The following is a 17,528-nucleotide window of genomic DNA, read 5'->3' on the forward strand; positions in this document are numbered from 1 at the left end:
GATCACTCCGCCGGCTGGAGGCGCTGCTTGGCCCGCGCCGGCTTCGGCGCGCCGACCCGCAGCCGCCGGTCGGACAGCGACAGCACGCCACCGAACGCCATCAGCACCGGCCCCCACCAGATCAGCAGCACCAGCGGCTTGTGATAGATCCGCACGGCGATGGCGCCCTCGGCATTGGCCTCGCCGAGCGAAATGTAGAGCTGGCTCGCGCCGCGCGTCAGTAGCGCGGCCTCGGTGGTCGAGGAGCCGCGGGTGGTGAAGCTGCGCTTGGAGGGCGTCATGACGCTGAGCGGCTTGCCATCGAGGCCGACGTTGAACTCGGCGATCATCTCGCGGTAATTCGGGCCCTGACGCTGCAGCAATCCGTCGAGCTTCACGTCGAAGCCGGCGATGTGGGCGACGTCGTTCTGCTTCATGGTCGCGATATATTCGCTATTCCAGGTGGTTTCGCAGACGATCCCGATCAGCGCGACGCCGAGGCCGGCATGCGCGAACGCCGTGCCCCAGGCCGAGCGCGGCATGCCGCGCGCCCGGTGCAGCACCGTTGCGAACGGCAGCCGCACGAAGCCGGTCCGTTCGACGATGTCGGTGACCGCGCCGCCGATGACGAAGATGCCAAGCCCGATCGCGAGCGGCGCCAGCGTGCTGCCCCCGCTGGCCCAGCCCCAGGCGATGGCGACGGCGACGAGCCCGGCGACGCCCGCAGCTAGCAGGCGCTGCGTCACGCCGAGCAGATCGCCGCGCTTCCACGCCAGCATCGGCCCGAACGGCACGGCAAGCAGCAACAGGGTAAACAGCGGCGCGAAGGTGAGATTGTAGAAGGGCGCACCGACCGACATCTTGAAGTCGGCGAGCATTTCCATCGCGAGTGGATAGAGCGTGCCGAACAGCACGACCGCGCAGGCGACCGTGAGCAGCAAATTGTTCAGCACCAGCGCACCCTCGCGCGAGATCGGCGCGAACAGGCCGCCCTGCTTCAACGACGTGGCGCGGCCCGCGAACAGGGCCAGGCTGCCGCCGATGAACAGGCAGAGGATCAGCAGGATGAACACGCCACGGGTGGGATCGGTGGCGAAGGCGTGCACCGAGGTGATGACGCCCGAGCGCACCAGGAAGGTGCCGAGCAGTGACAGCGAGAAGGTCAGGATCGAGAGCAGGATGGTCCAGACCTTCAGCGCGTTGCGCTTCTCCATCACCAGGGCCGAATGCAGCAGCGCGGTACCGGAGAGCCACGGCATCAACGAGGCATTCTCGACCGGATCCCAGAACCACCAGCCGCCCCAGCCGAGCTCGTAATAGGCCCAGTACGAGCCCATGGCGATGCCAAGCGTCAGAAATATCCAGGCGACCAGCGTCCACGGACGCACCCAGCGCGCCCAGGCCGCATCGATCCGGCCCTCCATCAGCGCCGCGATCGCGAAGGAGAACGAGATCGAAAAGCCGACATAACCGAGATAGAGCATCGGCGGATGCACGGCGAGCCCAATGTCCTGGAGCACCGGATTGAGATCGCGGCCCTCGACCGGCGGGGTGACGATGCGCAGGAACGGGTTCGATGTCACGAGGATGAAGAGGTAGAAGGCGCTGGCGACCCACGCCTGCACGGCGAGCACGTGCGCGCGCAGCGACAGCGGCAGATTGTTGCCGAACGCTGCGACCAGCCCGCCGAACAGCGCGAGGATCGACACCCACAACAGCATCGAGCCTTCATGGTTTCCCCAGACGCCGGTGATCTTGTAGAGCAGCGGCTTCATCGAGTGGGAGTTCTCGTAGACGTTCGCGACGGAGAAGTCCGAGTTCACGTGCAGCATCACGAGAGCAACGAACGAGGCACCGACGAACAGCAGCTGCGCCAGCGCCGTGGAGCGCGCCACATTCATCAGCGCGGCATCGTTCAGGCGCGCGCCGATCAGGGGCACGATCGACTGGATCAGTGCGAGCCCAAGTGCCAGCACCAGCGCGTAATGTCCGGATTCTGCGATCACCGCATTGCTCCCTGCGGGTTGCCCTGCGCGGTCGTCGCCGCGGGCTTGCCCGCATCGGACGTCTTGCCGCTGTCAGAAGGCTTGCCGCCGTAATCGTCCTTCCAATGCCCCTGCTTCTTGAGGGCATCGGCGACGTCCTTGGGCATGTAGGTCTCGTCGTGCTTGGCAAGCACCGTATCGGCCTTGAACACACCATGGGCGTCGAGCGCGCCTTCGGCGACGACGCCCTGCCCCTCGCGGAACAGGTCGGGCAGGATGCCCTTATAGGCCACCGGCAGCTTGGCATTGCCGTCGGCAACCTCGAAGGTCACCGCGAGATTGTCGCCGCGCTGGAGCGAGCCGGGCTGCACCAGTCCACCGAGGCGAAACCGCTTGCCTGGCTCGACGTGCTTCTCGGCGACCATAGTCGGCGTCGAGAAGAACACGATGGAGTCGCGAAGTGCATTGAGCACCAGCGCGGCCGCGAGCGCGAGCACGGCGAGCGAGCCGCCGATGATGGTCATACGTCGCTGCTTGCGCGTCATGGCGTATCCGTTCTCCGCTTCGCTCGTCCCGACATCGTCATCCGCCGAGCCCGAGAGTCCTGAGGCCTTCGTTGAGCTGGCGCAGCCGCTCGGCGTCGCTGGCAACCGCCTGCCGGGCATCGGCCGATGCCCCCATGGCTTTGTCCCGCTCGCCCATCACGAGATAGGCACGCACCAGGCGCAACCATCCATCGACGTCGTCGCCGTTCTGCTTCAACCGGGTAGCCAGACGATCGACCATGCCGCGCACCATCGCGTTGCGATCGCCTTCGGCCATATCCTTGGAAGCGGCGATCGTCTCGTCCGACAGAGCCGGCATCGTCCCGCCACCGACCCGCGCCAGCGAGGATTGCACCAGGGCACGCCACGGCGCATCCGCGGGCGCTTTCACAAGCAGCGCGCGCCAGATCGTGGCTGCATCGCCCTTGCGACCATCCTGCTCGGCGGCAAGGCCCAGGAAGTAGTTCGCCTTGGGATCGTCCGCGTTCAGGGCCTGCGCACGCTCGAACTCCGCCTTGGCCTCGACGGTCACTACACCGCCGGCGGCAGCCGAGATCGCTTCGCCGAGATCGGACCGGCGCTCCGCGCTCTCGCCATTATAGGTGAGCGAGTTGCGATAGGCACGCACCGCATCGTCGAAACGGCCGAGCCGCTCCAGCACCGGCGCGAGCACATTCCAGCCGCGCCCGTCGGTCGGATTCTTCTCCAGATGCTGCTGGACCTGCACGACGAGATTCTCGAGTGACTGCGCCACGCCGGACCCGGATCCGCGCTCGCGCTGCGCCAGGGGAAAGTCCTGAAGCCGGGGCGAGCCGAGTGGCATATAAATGCCGATCGCAACGAGCGGCAGGCCCGCGAGCGCCAGCACGGCCGCCGCGCGGCGCCATTTGAGATTCGATTTCGGCGCCATGGCTGGCTCGCTGGCGGCCGCAGCGAGCAGCCTGCGGCTGATCTCGACGCGCGCAGCCTCGGCGTCCGGCGCGGGAATCAAGCCTGCGGCGAGATCACGCTCGATCTCGGCCAATTGGTCCTTGTAAACCGCGACCTCGCTGCCCTGGTCTTGCGCGCGTCCATTGCGGCCAAGCGGCCAGAGCACGGCGAAAATCGCCGCGACCGTCATCAGCGCGAACACGAACCATAGCGTCATCTGGCAAGCTTCCGGCAGCGCACGAACCGCGCCCATAGGTGGCTTTACACCACGGCCGGACGATGCGGCAATTGACAATTGTCAATTTGGCGCGACCGCGCGCGGTCTCGAAACGGTGAAAATCCAACGGCTTAGCCGATCTCGAAGTCCGTACTTTGCGCGGCGTCCTCACCGTGGCCGTTGAAGGCCCTCAGGAAGTATGTTCCCGGCTTGACTGCGTCCGGCAATCTGATGCGCAGCGCTCCGACCGGAACCGGGGATGCAACCCTCGTGATTGTCTCAGAGAGTTGCCGACCGCTTGCCTTCTCGACCAGCACCACTTTGGCACCGACCATCAGTCTCTGATACTTGGCAACAATGATGCGGTTCTCGATTTCAATGGAGCTGATAACGGGTTTCATGCGCCCACAAATAGAAGTTCCCCGGACTTGCACGGGGACCGTACGGCGCACCACCGGTACCGTCAACCACAAATTGTGATCACGAAAATATGCGCTTAGGTTAGCTCGCGCGCGACGATTTGCGCTCGCCGGTCGCTGCGTTCTCCGCGGCCCGGCTCATCAACGAGGCGTAATCATCGCCAAACAGCACCTGGCAGAAGCGAATCGCGGCCTGCACCTGCTGCTGCCGATAGGTGCGGACCTTGTGATCGGCGGCGCGCAGCGACTGCACCAGCTGCTCGGTCGAACGTTCGACATATTGCTGGAGGTCGGAATAGGTGCGCAGCGTCACCTCGTTGATCGCAAGCTCGCTCGCATAATTGCGGCAGGTCGCGACGAAATCGATCAGCGCCGCCGTTTCCTCCACCTCGGTGCTGTCGATCCGCGCACCCGGCGGAATGTCTTTCTCGGGGCGCTGGCGCAGGATGCGGCGAACGCGGCCGGGAACGCTGTCGATCTCGGATTGCAGCGCATTGGAGATGTCGGCCCGGATCGAGGTCAATTGCTTGCCCCAGGCGGAATCGTTGCGCAGGTCAAGCTCGGTGCGCAGGCCGCGCACGCCATCGTGCAACGCCTTGAGGTTGCCGGCAACGTTGTCGAAATGGCCGCGCTTGATGTCCATGCGCAGGGTGGCGGCAACACAGGACAGGTCGTGCAGCGCGATCGTGACGGCAACGCCGTAAGGCGTCGCCGCAACGCGGATCTCGTCGTCAGACGCGGCAATCTTGATGGCGAGGCGGATGATCTGCCACGGGGCCGTCATCCGCTGCACCACGATCGACAGCGCGAAGGGCAGCATCTGCGGGGTCTGCAGCACCGGAATGTTGAGCGCCGACGTCACCGAGGCGATCTGGGGATCGCCGAAGGCGCGCAAGGTGCGCGGCAGCTTCTCGTTCAGGCCGGCGATAGCCTCCCGGACCTGAAGCACCGCTCCGATCGAATAGAGGTCCTCGATCACGTTGGGCGCGCCGACCCGGGCCAGCGCGCGCGACTTGTCGCCGCCGCCGGGACCGGTCAGCTCGAAAATGGCATCCGCAGCCACCCCCTGGAGCTTCTGCGCGAGGGCCTCGACCTGCCCCGCACTATCGAGGGGCATCCGCGCCAGCGCGGCCTCGAATTCGTTCACCTTATCCGGTGCGCCGTCGCGGCCGAGCCATTGCCAGATCGGCTGGAGCGAGGTGCGGCGGATCTGCCCGACCCGCAGCGGGACGCCAGCCTCGATCAGGAACGGTTCCAGCGCCTGGAACAGCAGCCGCGACAGATCGTCCGTGCGCGGTGGCGGGGCTTCATCGGCTTCGGACTTGCGGACGATCTTGCGCAACTGCTCGAGCACCAGGGTCGCGACAGCCGTGTCCTGGCCGCGCTCGAGCGCGCGCTCGAACTCCCGCATCAGCAGCGCCTGCGCCTGCGGCGGGAGCTGCGCGAGATATTCCCTCAGCCGCTCGATCGATGTCTGGCTCATGCGCCCGGGTAATGCACGGTAAAATGGCGGACATGGGATGGGTCCGGCGCGATCATAGGAGGCCCCCACTTAAGAAGCCGTTTAGGACGTCGGACCGAATCCCGCCAGTTTGCTGCGGCCGGGCATCGACGAGGACGAATAACCTCGTCGGAACAATGGATTACATGCCGGGAAGGACCAGTTCAGCGCGCAGGCCGCCGGTCGGCGCACCACCGAGCGAGAGGCTGCCGCCATAGAGTGCGGCGAGGTCGGTCACGATCGACAGCCCCAGCCCCGAGCCGGGCTTGGACTCGTCGAGCCGCTGGCCGCGCCGCGAGACCTGCGCACGCTCGGCTTCCGACAGGCCGCGGCCGTCGTCATCGACGATGATCCGCAGCCGCGGGCCCACCCCCGCCTGGTGCGGCGGCTCCACCAGGACCTCGATGAAGACGCGCAAGGCCGCCCATTTGCAGGCATTGTCGACGAGATTGCCGACCATCTCCTCCAGATCCTGCCGCTCGCCGCGAAATTTTGCCGACGGATCGGCCTTGGCTTCGACGACGATGCCGCGGTCGCGATGGATCTTCTCCATGGTCCGCCGCAATGCCTCGATGGCCGGCGCCACTTCCGTCACGGTCGCGACCACCGAGACTCGCGCCGCGATACGCGCGCGCTCCAGGTGATGAGCGACCTGGTCGCGCATCACATCCGCCTGCTCCATCACCTTGGCCGCGAAGGGATCGGTGATGTGGGCGCCGGCCTCGTTGACGATGACCGAGAGCGGCGTCTTGATCGCGTGGGCGAGATTGCCGACATGGGTGCGCGCGCGCTCGACGATCTCGCGATTGGCATCGATCAGCGCGTTGGTCTCGCGCGCCAGCGGCGCAATCTCGACCGGGAATTCGCCCTCGAGCCGCTCAGCCCGCCCAGAACGGATGTCGGCGATCGATTCCGAGATGCGCTTGAGCGGTGCGAGGCCGAAGCGGACCTGGAATACGGTCGTCAGCAGCAGCACGATGCCGAGCGCGGTGAAGGTGCCGCCGAGATAATAGTCGAAGCTGCGCGTCTCGTCGAAGATCTCGGTGTCGTCGCCGGCGACGCTGACCAGAAACTTGCCGTCGGCGCCGAGATCGACCGGCCGTTCCACCATGCGCAGATTCTGGCCTTCGGGCCCGTCGACATAGGCCAGCCGGATGCCGGCGGCGGTGAGCTCGGCGCCCTGCTCTTCCAGCTTCGGCAGCTTCTTGTCCCAGAGCGAGCGCGAGGAGCGCACCTCCGGCTTTTCGGTGTCGGTCCGCGTGATCTGCCAGTACCAGCCGGACAGCGGCAGCTCGAACAGTGGCTCGCCCAGCGACTGGAACTGGCGGTCGGGCGGCTCGTCGGGAGTTGCGACCTCGGCGATGAGGGTGCGGAGATAGAGATTGAGCCGCCTGTCGAAGGCGCGCTCGGTGGCATTCTTGTAGACCGACGACAGCACCACGCCGGTGATGGCCAGGATCACCACGAGCCAGGCGGTCGCCGACAGGAACAGGCGGGTCGCAAGCGAACTAGCGGCCATCGGAATGATCCCGGGAGGCGCAGGATGGCGGGGCGTCAGAGCTCATGACCGGACCAAGGCCCCTGCCGGGCTGCCCGTCAAGCCCCGGAACGCGTCAGGCGGCCGGCGGGGTCAGGAGATAGCCGAGGCCGCGGACGGTCTGGATGATGTCGACGTCGAGCTTCTTGCGGATGCGGCCGACGAACACCTCGATCGTATTGGAGTCGCGGTCGAAATCCTGATCGTAGAGGTGCTCGACCAGCTCGGTGCGCGAGACCACGCGCCCGGAATGGTGCATCAGGTAGGCCAGAAGCCGATATTCGTGCGAGGTCATCTTGACCGGATTGCCGGAGACGCTGACGCGGCCGGTCCTGGTGTCTAGCGTGACGGGACCGCAGCTCAGCTCGCTCTGGGCATGGCCGGTCGAGCGGCGCAGCAGCGCGCGGATGCGCGCCAGCACCTCCTCCAGATGGAACGGCTTTGCGACGTAGTCGTCGGCGCCGGCATCGAAGCCCTGCACCTTGTCGCTCCAGCGGTCGCGTGCGGTGAGGATCAGGACCGGCATGGTGCGGCCGTTGCGGCGCCAGGCCTCCAGCACCGAGATGCCGTCCTTCTTCGGCAGGCCGATGTCGAGCACGACGGCATCATACGGCTCGTTATCGCCGAGATAGTGCCCCTCCTCTCCGTCGAAGGCGCGATCGACGACATAGCCGGCGTCGGTCAACGCCTTGGTGAGCTGGCGATTGAGATCGGGGTCGTCCTCAACAACGAGCAGGCGCACGCTTCTCTCCAGACATAGGCCGCATCAACACCACACCAGATGAGCAATTCCGGCGTGAACTGAATATGAACGCGGGGAACCGGGCGCGTTACTTTTTGGTCATATACGATAGGTCAGCAGCCGATGCGACTGCGCCCGCCATGCGACCGGACGAGCCGGCAACATGGCGGGCGCAACGTGCCGCGTGCCGCGGCAGGTCGGAAGGTCCGCCCTTCCCGTGTTTTCGGCCGTCAGGTCCGGAAGAACACGAACCAGATGACGGCGAGGATCAGGATCGCAAGCCCGGTCGAGATGGCGAGCAATGCGGCAACTGACGGCCCAGGTTCGCCCTGACGCGCCTCGGTTGGTGTTTCGACGATCTGACGCTGCTCTCGCGTGGTTGCCATGATGCCCTCAATCTCTGCGTGTCGCCTCCGATGACCGCGACCTCCTCGCAGCCGTGCATGCGGAGCCAACGCCCGATCCGATGTGATGTTCCGGCTTCTGCCACCCGATCGGGACAGCAACCCCACGCCCTATGGCCGGTTAACGCAGTTGGAAGATTCAACGCCCGGCCTTGCTATGATTCGCTGTTTCCCGATGGTATCCTCGTAAGTCTGTCCTTGTTGCGTTTGGAGTAGCCCATGGCCCCCCGCGCCAATTGGAAGGGTTTTCTGCGTTTGTCGCTCGTGACCTGCCCGGTCGCGCTCTATCCGGCCACTTCGGATACCGAGAAGGTCTCCTTCAACCAGATCAACCGCAAGACCGGCCACCGCATCAAGTACCTCAAGGTCGACGCCGAGACCGGCGACGAGGTGACCTCCGAGGACATCGTCAAGGGCTACAAGGTCGACACCGACACCTATATCGAGGTCACCAAGGACGAGCTCGACGACATCGCGCTCGACTCGACCCACACGATCGATATCGACGAGTTCGTGCCGAAGGCCGACATCGACAACCGCTATCTGATCCGCCCCTATTATCTCGTGCCCGACGGCAAGGTCGGCCATGACGCCTATGCGGTGATCCGCGAGACCATCCGCAGCATGGACAAGGTCGCGATCGGCCGCGTGGTGCTGACCAACCGCGAGCATATCATCGCACTCGAGCCGCTCGAGAGCGGGCTGATGGGCACGCTGCTGCGCTATCCCTACGAGGTCCGCAGCGAGACCGAATATTTCGACGACATCCAGGACGTGAAGCTGACCAGGGACATGCTCGACCTCGCCAAGCACATCGTCGAGAAGAAGTCCGGCGCATTCGAGCCCGAGCTGTTCGAGGACCATTACGAGACCGCGCTGATCGATCTCATCAACAAGAAGCGCAGCGGCGCCCCGATCACCGCCAAGGCCGCGCCGAAGAGCGGCGGCAACGTCATCAACTTGATGGACGCGCTGAAGAAGAGCATCGCCAACGAGAAGGACGCCGCGCCTGCGGCGAAGGTCGCCAAGGAAGCAGCCAAAGCCAAGAAGCCGAAGAAGCGCGTCGCGGGCCAGCGCGAGATGCTGCTGCCGATCGCCGGCAAAGGCGGCAAGGACGCTGCTGCGAAGACGGCGACCAGGGAAGCGACCAGGGAAACTTCGAAGAAGGCCGACAAGCCCGTGCGCGCGCCTGCTCGGGCGAAGAAGGCCGGCTAGCCGCATCCCCCCGCGATTGCGCCGTGATGCCACCCCTCGCCGATCAGGCGGCCTGACATGCCCTGGTCGACGGCGTTCGACGACCCCGTTCGCGTGAGCAACAAGCGCCAGCTGCTGACGCTTCAGGAGGCGGCCGACTACATCATGCGGCTGCCCGAGGACGTCCAGCACGAGCCGCGCTGGCAGACCGCCATCGAGACCTTGATCAATGCGGCCGAGACGGGCGGCGGCTGGGTGATGTTCGCCCGCATCGCGATGTTGCGGGCGCTGAATGCGGAGGACCGGCGCGGATGAGCGCGATGGTGTCCTTGCCGGCCCGTTGACGAACAGGCTCAACAATCGGTTAAGCGTCCGCACGATCGCGGCCTGACGGGCGCCGCGCCCGCGCAGCCCGGCGGAGCCCTGCCGGTATGAATCCATTTGGACGGATCGATAGAACCTTAATTTAATGAATGCCGTCGTATGAGCAGGAACGCGTTCGCCGGGGCTTAATTCTTTTGGCGCGCATGAATACTTATTCGATCCTTTTGCAAGTCCGATAACGACGCGACCATACGTTGGATCGGATGAACGGGAGTTGGCAATGCGTTTGCTTAGGTCCTTCCTTGCCGATGAGAATGGTGCAACCGCGATCGAGTACGGCCTCATTGCCGCAGGCATCGCGCTCGCGATCATAACGGCCGTGAACACCATGGGCGGCGCCCTCCTCAACAACAAGTTTGTCGCGATCAGCACGGGGATCAAGTAACGGCCGGGGGCTGAACGAACCAGGCCGACATCGGCGAGACCGCCGCCGCATTCCCTCCCTCTTCGCATCATCTCCGGACCGGCGCGCTTGCCATGACGAGCTTCGCTCGCAATGACGGAGTATGGAGAGATGACGTCGCTCTAACGGCTTGCGCTTCATCCGCCGACATACCTTCGCATCCTCGCGGCTGGTTTCGCCCGAGCTTTGCTGTCTTCTTCCGCCCTCGTCAAAAGCAAGGGCGCAGGGAAGGCCGGGCGCCGGCTGGCACCCGAAGTCCCGCGTGTGCTCAAGAAGCGCGCACGGGGTGGACGACAGGTGATGCCGGTCGCCCGGCCTTCCCTGCGCGATGGTTTTCACGGTGTCCTTCGTGCTCTCCCCGGGGAGCGATGCACTATTGCCCCCGTCGCCTTGCGGGAATGATCGATGCGCGCCGGTTGGCGCGACATCACCGCAGGACTTGACGCACAGACCCCGGGCGTCAGGACCACACGACTTCTCCGTCCGCGCACATCCCCATCCGCATTCCCGATTGCTGGCGTGCGCTCGCCATCGAGACTGGACAGAGACGCTGTCAGCGCCGTGTCGTATCGCGCCTGTCGCCGCTCACGGGTTTCCCCGCCCTGCAACCAACATGACGCGCCGACGCCGTCGCGGCCACCGCATCCCGGCCCGCGTCCCGTGACGATCGCGAAACGCCCCTTGTGGCGGGCGGGATGTTTCGGCTTGTACGGGAAAACGGAATTTCTGTAAATACGAATATTTTGGCGCGAGGGGGTGGACCCACCGCTGGTGTGTTTTGCCCGTCGGGCAACACAACGAATGGTGGTTGGGGTGGTCGAGCGCCCCGAAACCCGCGCTCCTTCCGAAAATCAAGCTGTTCTCAAGAAAAACAGGAGGCCCTCGGAAGACCTTCGTCAAGCCGGAACCGGCATCCCGGCCTACAGATGAGATCGTCTGCCGTTCGCCCCGGCAATACCGCCGCACGGCCCATTTCGATCACGCAAAGCGAGAAGTGCATATGGCTGTCACAGCAAATTTTTCTGCCGGAATCCTCAGCGTCTTTGGCAACGGCCACAACAACACGGTCTTGTTGGGCCGCAACCCAGCAGGGACGATCGTCGTCAACCATGGCGCGGTCGCAATCAAGGGTGGCCCCGCGACGGTCGCCAACACCAAATTGATCCAGGCCTTCGGCCTCGACGGCAACGACATCATCACGATAGACGAGAGCAACGGCGCGATGCCTGCGGCGAACCTGTTCGGCGGCGCGGGCAACGATACGCTGACCGGCGGATCCGCTGGCGACATGCTGTTCGGCCAGTCCGGTCACGACACGCTGTTCGGCAAGGGCGGCAACGATTTGCTGTTCGGCGGCTCCGGCAATGACGTGCTGATCGGCGGCGACGGTAACGACCAGATGTTCGGCGAAGCGGGCAACGACCGCATGATCTGGAACCCCGGCGACGACAGCGACCTGATGGAAGGCGGCGAAGGCATCGACACCGCCGAGGTGAACGGCGGCAACGGCGGCGAGACCTTCGCCATCACGGCCAACGGCACACGCGTGCGCTTCGACCGGGTCGATGTGGCCCCGTTCTCGCTGGACATCGGCACCACCGAGAACCTCGTGCTCAAGGCCGGCGGCGGCGACGACGTCGTCACCGCAACTGGCAATCTCGCCGCACTGATCAATCTGACGATCGACGGCGGGGCCGGCAACGACACGATCCTCGGCGGCAACGGCGCGGACCGCCTGCTGGGCGGCGATGGCAACGACTTCATCGACGGCAATCAAGGCAACGACACCGCCCTGCTCGGCGCCGGCAACGATACCTTCCAGTGGGATCCCGGCGACGGCAGCGACAAGGTCGAAGGACAGGCCGGCACCGACACCCTGTTGTTCAACGGCTCGAACATCGGTGAGGAGATCACCCTGTCCGCTGCCCATGACGGACGCACGCTGCTGACCCGCAATGTCGGCAACATCACGATGGACCTCGACGGCATCGAAACCGTCACCATCAACGCGCAGGGCGGCAGCGACAACATCGTCGTCAGCGACCTGACGAGAACCGACGTCAGGCAGGTCAATATCGATCTCGGATCAGGCGGCACCGGAGACGGGGCGGCCGATACCGTGACGCTCGAAGGCGCCCGCAGCGCCGATACCATCGAGGTGTCCGGCTCCGGCAATTCGGTTGCGATCACGGGATTGCCGGCCGATGTCGCCATCACCAGTGCGGAAGGCGCGAACGATGCGCTTCTCATCCAAGGCCTCGGCGGCAACGACACGATCTCGGCGGCGGCATTGGTCGCAGGGATCGTGCACCTGACGATCGATGGCGGCGCCGGCAACGATACGATCCTCGGCAGCGCCGGCAACGACACGCTGATCGGCGGCGACGGCAATGATTTCATCGACGGCAACCAGGGCAACGACGTCGCCCTGCTGGGCGCCGGCAACGATATCGTCCAGTGGAATCCGGGCGACGGCAGCGACACCGTCGAGGGCGGCACCGGCGTCGACGCGCTGCGGTTCTTCGGCGCCAACATTGCCGAGAACATCGCCATTGCCGCCAACGGCGATCGCGCGCTGCTGACGCGCGATGTCGCAAACATCACGATGGACCTGCACGGGGTCGAGCAGGTCGATATCCACGCGCTGGGCGGGAGCGATCATGTCACGGTCGGTGATCTGACCGGCACCGACGTGACGCGGGTGAACATCGACCTCGGCGGTTCGGCCGGAACGCCCGACGGCGCCGTCGATACCGTCGCGGTCGATGCGACCCAGGGGGCCGATACGTTCGGCGTCAGCGGCAATGCCGCCGGCGTCACGGTGTTCGGCCTGCACGCGGCCAGCCACCTGACCGCAATGGACGCAACCGATCAGCTGACGCTCAATGGCCTTGCCGGCGACGACACCATCGACGCCAGCGGCCTCGCCGCCGGCGTGCTGCAGCTGACGATCAACGGCGGCATCGGTAACGACACCATCATTGGCAGCCAGGGCGACGACCTGATCAACGGCGGCGACGGCAACGATGTCGCGCTGATGGGCGCGGGCAATGACACCTTCGTCTGGAATCCGGGCGACGACAACGACACGATCGAGGGCCAGGCCGGCAGCGACACCCTGCTGTTCAACGGCGCCAACATCGCGGAAACCATCAACATCTTCGCCAACGGCGCCCGCGCCGAGCTGACGCGCGACGTCGCCTCAATCACGATGGACACGGGCGGCGTCGAGACGATCGCGTTCAATGCCCGCGGCGGCGCCGACAAGATCATTGTCGGCGACATGAGCGGCACCGACGTGACGCAGGTGAAGATCGACCTTGGCGGCGTCCCCGGCACTCCCGGCGGCGACGGCGCGGCCGACAACATCGTGATCAACGGCACCACCGGCGACGACGTCATCACGCTGTCGCTCAACAGCAACGGCGCGCTGGTGATCGACGGCCTGGCAAGCCAAATGGTGATCGAGAATTTCGACTTCAACGACACCATCACCATCAACGGCCTCAGCGGGGACGACGTGATCGAGGCGTCGGGCGTCGGCCCCGGCGGGCCGCATCTGGTCTTCGACGGCGGTGGCGGCGACGACGTGCTCATCGGCAGCGCCGGCAACGACACGCTGCTCGGCGGGGTCGGCGACGATGTGCTGATCGGCGGCGGCGGCCTCGACGTGCTGGATGGCGGTCCCGGCGACAATGTCGTGATTCAATCGCTGCTCGCCCAAGCAAGCTTCCATGCGGGCACGCTGATCTGAGCCGACGAGGCGCGCTTCGCCCGGCGCCGGCAGGTCTTGCCTGTCGGGCCATGCAGCCGAATACCGCCCGGATGGCGCAGCGCGCTGTCCGGGCCATGACGCTTTGACGGCAAGGCTGGTCCTGATACTCTGTCCGCGTCGTGGTTCGGCGGGCCATGCCATCGATCGTTGAACCTGAGCCGCCGAAAGGATGCGGATGAGACGCGTGACGCTCCTGGCTCTCGGCCTCATGTTTGTCGTCGCATGGCCGCACCAGAACGCGAGAAGCCAGACTTCGGTCGCCCCGCCGGTTTCGCTTGCTGCGCCCGATGCGTCGCCGCGTCCGGGTGCCACCAAGCCGGCACGCGTGACGACAAACAGGGCTCCGCCGGCGGCCGGCAGAGAGACTTCGACACCCACGATAGGCCGGCCTCAAGCGATACCGAATCCGGCCGCCGACTACGACGGCTTCAGCATCGGCACCGTCGATGACAATGACGCCCCGCACCAGGCGACGCCGCCAATGAGGTCACGCGCCGCAAAGAACACCGGGTCCCATGCGGATGCGGATGGCCCCGATCAGGAAGATGGGGCGTTAAAGCGAAAGCTGATGATCTGCCAGGGCTGCAGATAGGACGTCACCGATCCTTAAGGGCGGACAGCAACTCTTTTCCCAACGGTCCGGCCGAAGCGGGGTTCTGCCCCGTGATGAGCCGGCCATCGACGACGACGTGAGGTTGCCAATTGGCGGCCGACGAGTAGTCGGCGCCCTCGGCCCTCAACGCGTCCTCGAGCTCGTAAGGCACATCATCGCGGGCGTAGTCGTATTCTTCCTTCCTCGAGAAGGACGTGAGCTTCTTGCCGCGCACGAACGGGGTGCCATCACCGAGGTTGACGCCGAGCAGCGCGCACGGCCCGTGACAAACAGCGGCGACGAGCTTGCCGGTGGTCCAGGCGCGCACGACGGCACTCTGGACCGTTGCATTGCGCTGGATGTCCACCATGGGCCCAAGACCGCCGGGCACCAGGATGGCGTCGTAGTCGGCAGCGTCCACCTCGGACAGTCTGCGACTGTGATTCAGGCGACGAAAGGCCTTGCTCGCGAGAAAATCTCTCTGGGCGGGATCTTTCTCGTCATACGCATCGTAGGGCGTCCATCCCCCGGCCGGGGATGCGAACTCGACCGCGACCCCGGCCTTGTCAAGCACTTCGAAAGGATGGGCGATCTCGGCGAAAAAGAATCCGGTCTTGCGGCTATGCGGACCGATCACGGCTGCGTTGGTGACGATGAAGAGGACATGCTGGGTCACGTTTTCTTCCTTTCGATGACGCCGTGTGGGGTCGCGCTGGTGCGACGCGGGGAACGCATCAGTTCGGACAGGGCTGCCCGGCTATCTCGGGAACAACGTCGACGCTGCGGTTGATCCCGTTCACCCTGAGCTCGATCATGTCGATATGCCCCCCTTCGCAATGTCGACGCCAGCGTGCTTCGAGCATCCGTGACTGTCAAACCGAATCCCCTTTGCATCGGTGCGCGGTTTCAAATTCGCACGGCAACGATTACAGATGCCAATTCGGAAGCAAGCCGGATGCGGTGAGTTCCCTATTGCGACAGCAGCGCAGCGCATGAGTACGTCTCGTCGCGACATTCTGATCAATGGTGAGACGGCGCGGCGAATCTCAACGTCACGATGGCGCCCCGTCCTGCGCGCGCGTTCTGCATGGCTGACCTACCCGCCGGTGTGATCCACCGCGCTTTACGCCTCCTGAATTTCCTGATCCTCTCCCCGTAATCGCCGGATCAACCGGTCAAGCCTCAAGGGAGAGAGACGCCATGAAGCTCGGCACCGCCATTGCGGAAATCATGAGGCGCGAGGGGATCGAGATCCTCTGCGGCTATCCGGTCAATCACCTGATCGAGCATGCGGCGAAAGCCGAGATCCGCCCGGTGATGGTGCGGCAGGAGCGCGTCGGCATCCACATGGCGGATGCGATCTCGCGCGTGACCTCGGGACGCTCGATCGGCGCGTTCTGCATGCAGCACGGGCCCGGTGCGGAGAACGCGATGGGCGGCGTCGCGCAGTGTTTTGGCGAATCCGTTCCCGTGCTGGTGTTGCCGATGGGCTATCAGCGCCGGCTGGCGCATATCGAGCCGAACTTCAATTCCAGCGAGGCGATGAAGCCGTTCGCGAAATCGTCGGAGCCGATCATTCTGGCCGCCGAGGTCGCCAACATCTTCCGCCGCGCCTTCACCAAGCTGAAGAACGGCCGCGGCGGTCCCGTGATCGTCGAAATCCCCTCGGACATGTGGAACGAGGAGGTGCCGGAGCCGCTCGACTACACGCCGGTGCTGCGCACCCGCTACGGCGCCGACCCCGTGCATGTGAAGGAGGCGGCAGCCCTGCTCGTCAACGCCAAGCGTGCGGTGATCTATGCCGGCCAGGGCGTGCATTACGCGCGGGCCTGGCCGCAGTTGCAGCGGCTCGCGGAGCGGCTGGCGATCCCCGTCACCACCAGCCTAGGCGGCAAATCCTCGTTTCCGGAAACGCATCCGCTCTCGCTCGGCTCCGGCGGACTTGCGGTGCCGCGCGCGGTGCCAAAATTCCTCGCCGAGGCCGACATCACCTTCGGCATCGGCTGCTCCTTCACGGAAACGAACTTCGGCATCGCGATGCCGAAGGGCAAGACCATCATCCATTCCACGCTCGATCCCAACCATCTCAACAAGGATGTAGAGGCGAAGATCGGCCTGGTCGGCGACGCCGGCCTCGTGCTCGACGCGCTGCTGGAGGAGATCGGCAAGACCGTCACTGCTGATCGCGATGCGTCAGCGGTCGCGGCCGAGATCGCGGCCTCGCACAAGGAGTGGCTGGCGAAATGGATGCCGAAGCTCACCAGCAACGACGCGCCGCTCAGCCCGTATCGCGTGCTGTGGGATCTCCAGCACACCGTCGACATCGAGAACACTGTCATCACGCATGATGCCGGCAGTCCGCGCGACCAGCTCTCGCCGTTCTGGAAATCGGTAAAACCCCTCACCTATCTCGGCTGGGGAAAGACGACGCAGCTCGGCTACGGCCTCGGCCTGGCGATGGGGGCGAAACTGGCAAAGCCCGACAAGCTCTGCATCAACGTCTGGGGCGATGCGGCGATCGGCTTCACCGGCATGGATTTCGAGACCGCGGTGCGCGAGCGCATCCCGATCATGTCGATCCTGCTCAACAATTTCTCCATGGCGATCGAATTGAAGGTGATGCCGGTCTCGACCGAAAAATATCGCTCGACCGACATTTCCGGCGACTACGCCGCAATGGCGCGCGCCTTCGGCGGCTATGGCGAGCGGGTGACGAGGCCGGAGGACATCATCCCCGCGATCAAACGCGGCATCGAGAAGACGAAGGAAGGCATCCCGGTGCTGCTGGAGTTCATCACCAGCAAGGAGACGGAGGTGTCGCGGCCGGGCACGTGAGGCAAGCCAGACGCTGGCTCCGGCCGCAGGGAATGTGATAATCCGCCTCGGTGCCGCGCCTGTCGCGGCATCAAGCCGGATTGCAA

Annotated in this window: 14 protein-coding genes; 5 read left to right on the plus strand and 9 right to left on the minus strand. The window is 65.1% G+C overall.

Annotation, left to right across the window (positions count from 1 at the left end; all coding sequences use genetic code 11):
* Positions 1-2: 2 nt before the first annotated feature.
* The 8 genes from GGD66_RS16715 to GGD66_RS16750 all read right to left on the minus strand — a co-directional run bounded on the left by GGD66_RS16715 (position 3) and on the right by GGD66_RS16750 (position 8,241).
* Positions 3-1,985: a heme lyase CcmF/NrfE family subunit gene (locus GGD66_RS16715; RefSeq protein ID WP_183258388.1), complete on the minus strand. Its 1,983-nt coding sequence runs from the start codon at positions 1,983-1,985 to the stop codon at positions 3-5.
* Positions 1,982-2,509, minus strand: a complete 528-nt coding sequence (ccmE, locus tag GGD66_RS16720) for a cytochrome c maturation protein CcmE (protein WP_028143008.1) — start codon at positions 2,507-2,509, stop codon at positions 1,982-1,984. Before ccmE ends, GGD66_RS16715 begins: the two co-directional genes overlap by 4 nt.
* 37 nt (positions 2,510-2,546) lie before the next feature.
* Positions 2,547-3,656 (minus strand): c-type cytochrome biogenesis protein CcmI, encoded by a 1,110-nt coding sequence (gene ccmI, locus GGD66_RS16725; RefSeq protein WP_092256895.1) that lies wholly within the window; start codon positions 3,654-3,656, stop codon positions 2,547-2,549.
* 131 nt (positions 3,657-3,787) lie between these two features.
* The gene (locus tag GGD66_RS16730; RefSeq protein ID WP_028143006.1) at positions 3,788-4,057 is read right to left on the minus strand and encodes a hypothetical protein; all 270 of its coding nucleotides are present in this window, start codon (positions 4,055-4,057) and stop codon (positions 3,788-3,790) included.
* 100 nt (positions 4,058-4,157) lie between these two features.
* On the minus strand, positions 4,158-5,558 hold the full coding sequence (locus GGD66_RS16735; RefSeq protein ID WP_183258389.1) for a hypothetical protein: 1,401 nt from the start codon (positions 5,556-5,558) through the stop codon (positions 4,158-4,160).
* Between the two features lie 160 nt (positions 5,559-5,718).
* Positions 5,719-7,095 carry a sensor histidine kinase gene (locus GGD66_RS16740; RefSeq protein WP_018315822.1) on the minus strand — a complete coding sequence of 459 codons (1,377 nt, stop codon included), beginning with the start codon at positions 7,093-7,095 and terminating at the stop codon, positions 5,719-5,721.
* Positions 7,096-7,189: 94 nt separating this feature from the next.
* Positions 7,190-7,855: a response regulator transcription factor gene (locus GGD66_RS16745; RefSeq protein WP_018315821.1), complete on the minus strand. Its 666-nt coding sequence runs from the start codon at positions 7,853-7,855 to the stop codon at positions 7,190-7,192.
* A gap of 230 nt (positions 7,856-8,085) precedes the next feature.
* Entirely contained in the window at positions 8,086-8,241 is a 156-nt protein-coding gene (locus tag GGD66_RS16750; protein ID WP_018315820.1) for a hypothetical protein, read from the minus strand.
* 237 nt (positions 8,242-8,478) lie between these two features.
* Here GGD66_RS16750 and GGD66_RS16755 point away from each other — a divergent pair, with 237 nt between their 5' ends.
* From GGD66_RS16755 to GGD66_RS16770, 4 genes are all read left to right on the plus strand, one after another.
* Complete coding sequence (locus tag GGD66_RS16755; RefSeq protein ID WP_183258390.1) at positions 8,479-9,474, plus strand: Ku protein; 996 nt, start codon at positions 8,479-8,481, stop codon at positions 9,472-9,474.
* Between the two features lie 57 nt (positions 9,475-9,531).
* Positions 9,532-9,768: a hypothetical protein gene (locus GGD66_RS16760; protein ID WP_183258391.1), complete on the plus strand. Its 237-nt coding sequence runs from the start codon at positions 9,532-9,534 to the stop codon at positions 9,766-9,768.
* A 289-nt stretch (positions 9,769-10,057) separates the two neighbouring features.
* The gene (locus tag GGD66_RS16765; protein ID WP_018315817.1) at positions 10,058-10,222 is read left to right on the plus strand and encodes a Flp family type IVb pilin; all 165 of its coding nucleotides are present in this window, start codon (positions 10,058-10,060) and stop codon (positions 10,220-10,222) included.
* Positions 10,223-11,240: 1,018 nt separating this feature from the next.
* Entirely contained in the window at positions 11,241-13,994 is a 2,754-nt protein-coding gene (locus GGD66_RS16770) for a calcium-binding protein (RefSeq protein ID WP_183258392.1), read from the plus strand.
* Positions 13,995-14,611: 617 nt separating this feature from the next.
* On the opposite strand, the gene GGD66_RS16775 is transcribed toward GGD66_RS16770, so the two are convergent.
* Positions 14,612-15,283 (minus strand): type 1 glutamine amidotransferase domain-containing protein, encoded by a 672-nt coding sequence (locus GGD66_RS16775; protein WP_092256502.1) that lies wholly within the window; start codon positions 15,281-15,283, stop codon positions 14,612-14,614.
* Between the two features lie 482 nt (positions 15,284-15,765).
* Here GGD66_RS16775 and GGD66_RS16780 point away from each other — a divergent pair, with 482 nt between their 5' ends.
* Entirely contained in the window at positions 15,766-17,442 is a 1,677-nt protein-coding gene (locus GGD66_RS16780) for a thiamine pyrophosphate-requiring protein (protein WP_312014148.1), read from the plus strand.
* Positions 17,443-17,528: the final 86 nt, after the last annotated feature.

Origin of the sequence: Bradyrhizobium sp. CIR48 (assembly GCF_014198315.1) — a bacterium.
Classification (GTDB): domain Bacteria; phylum Pseudomonadota; class Alphaproteobacteria; order Rhizobiales; family Xanthobacteraceae; genus Bradyrhizobium.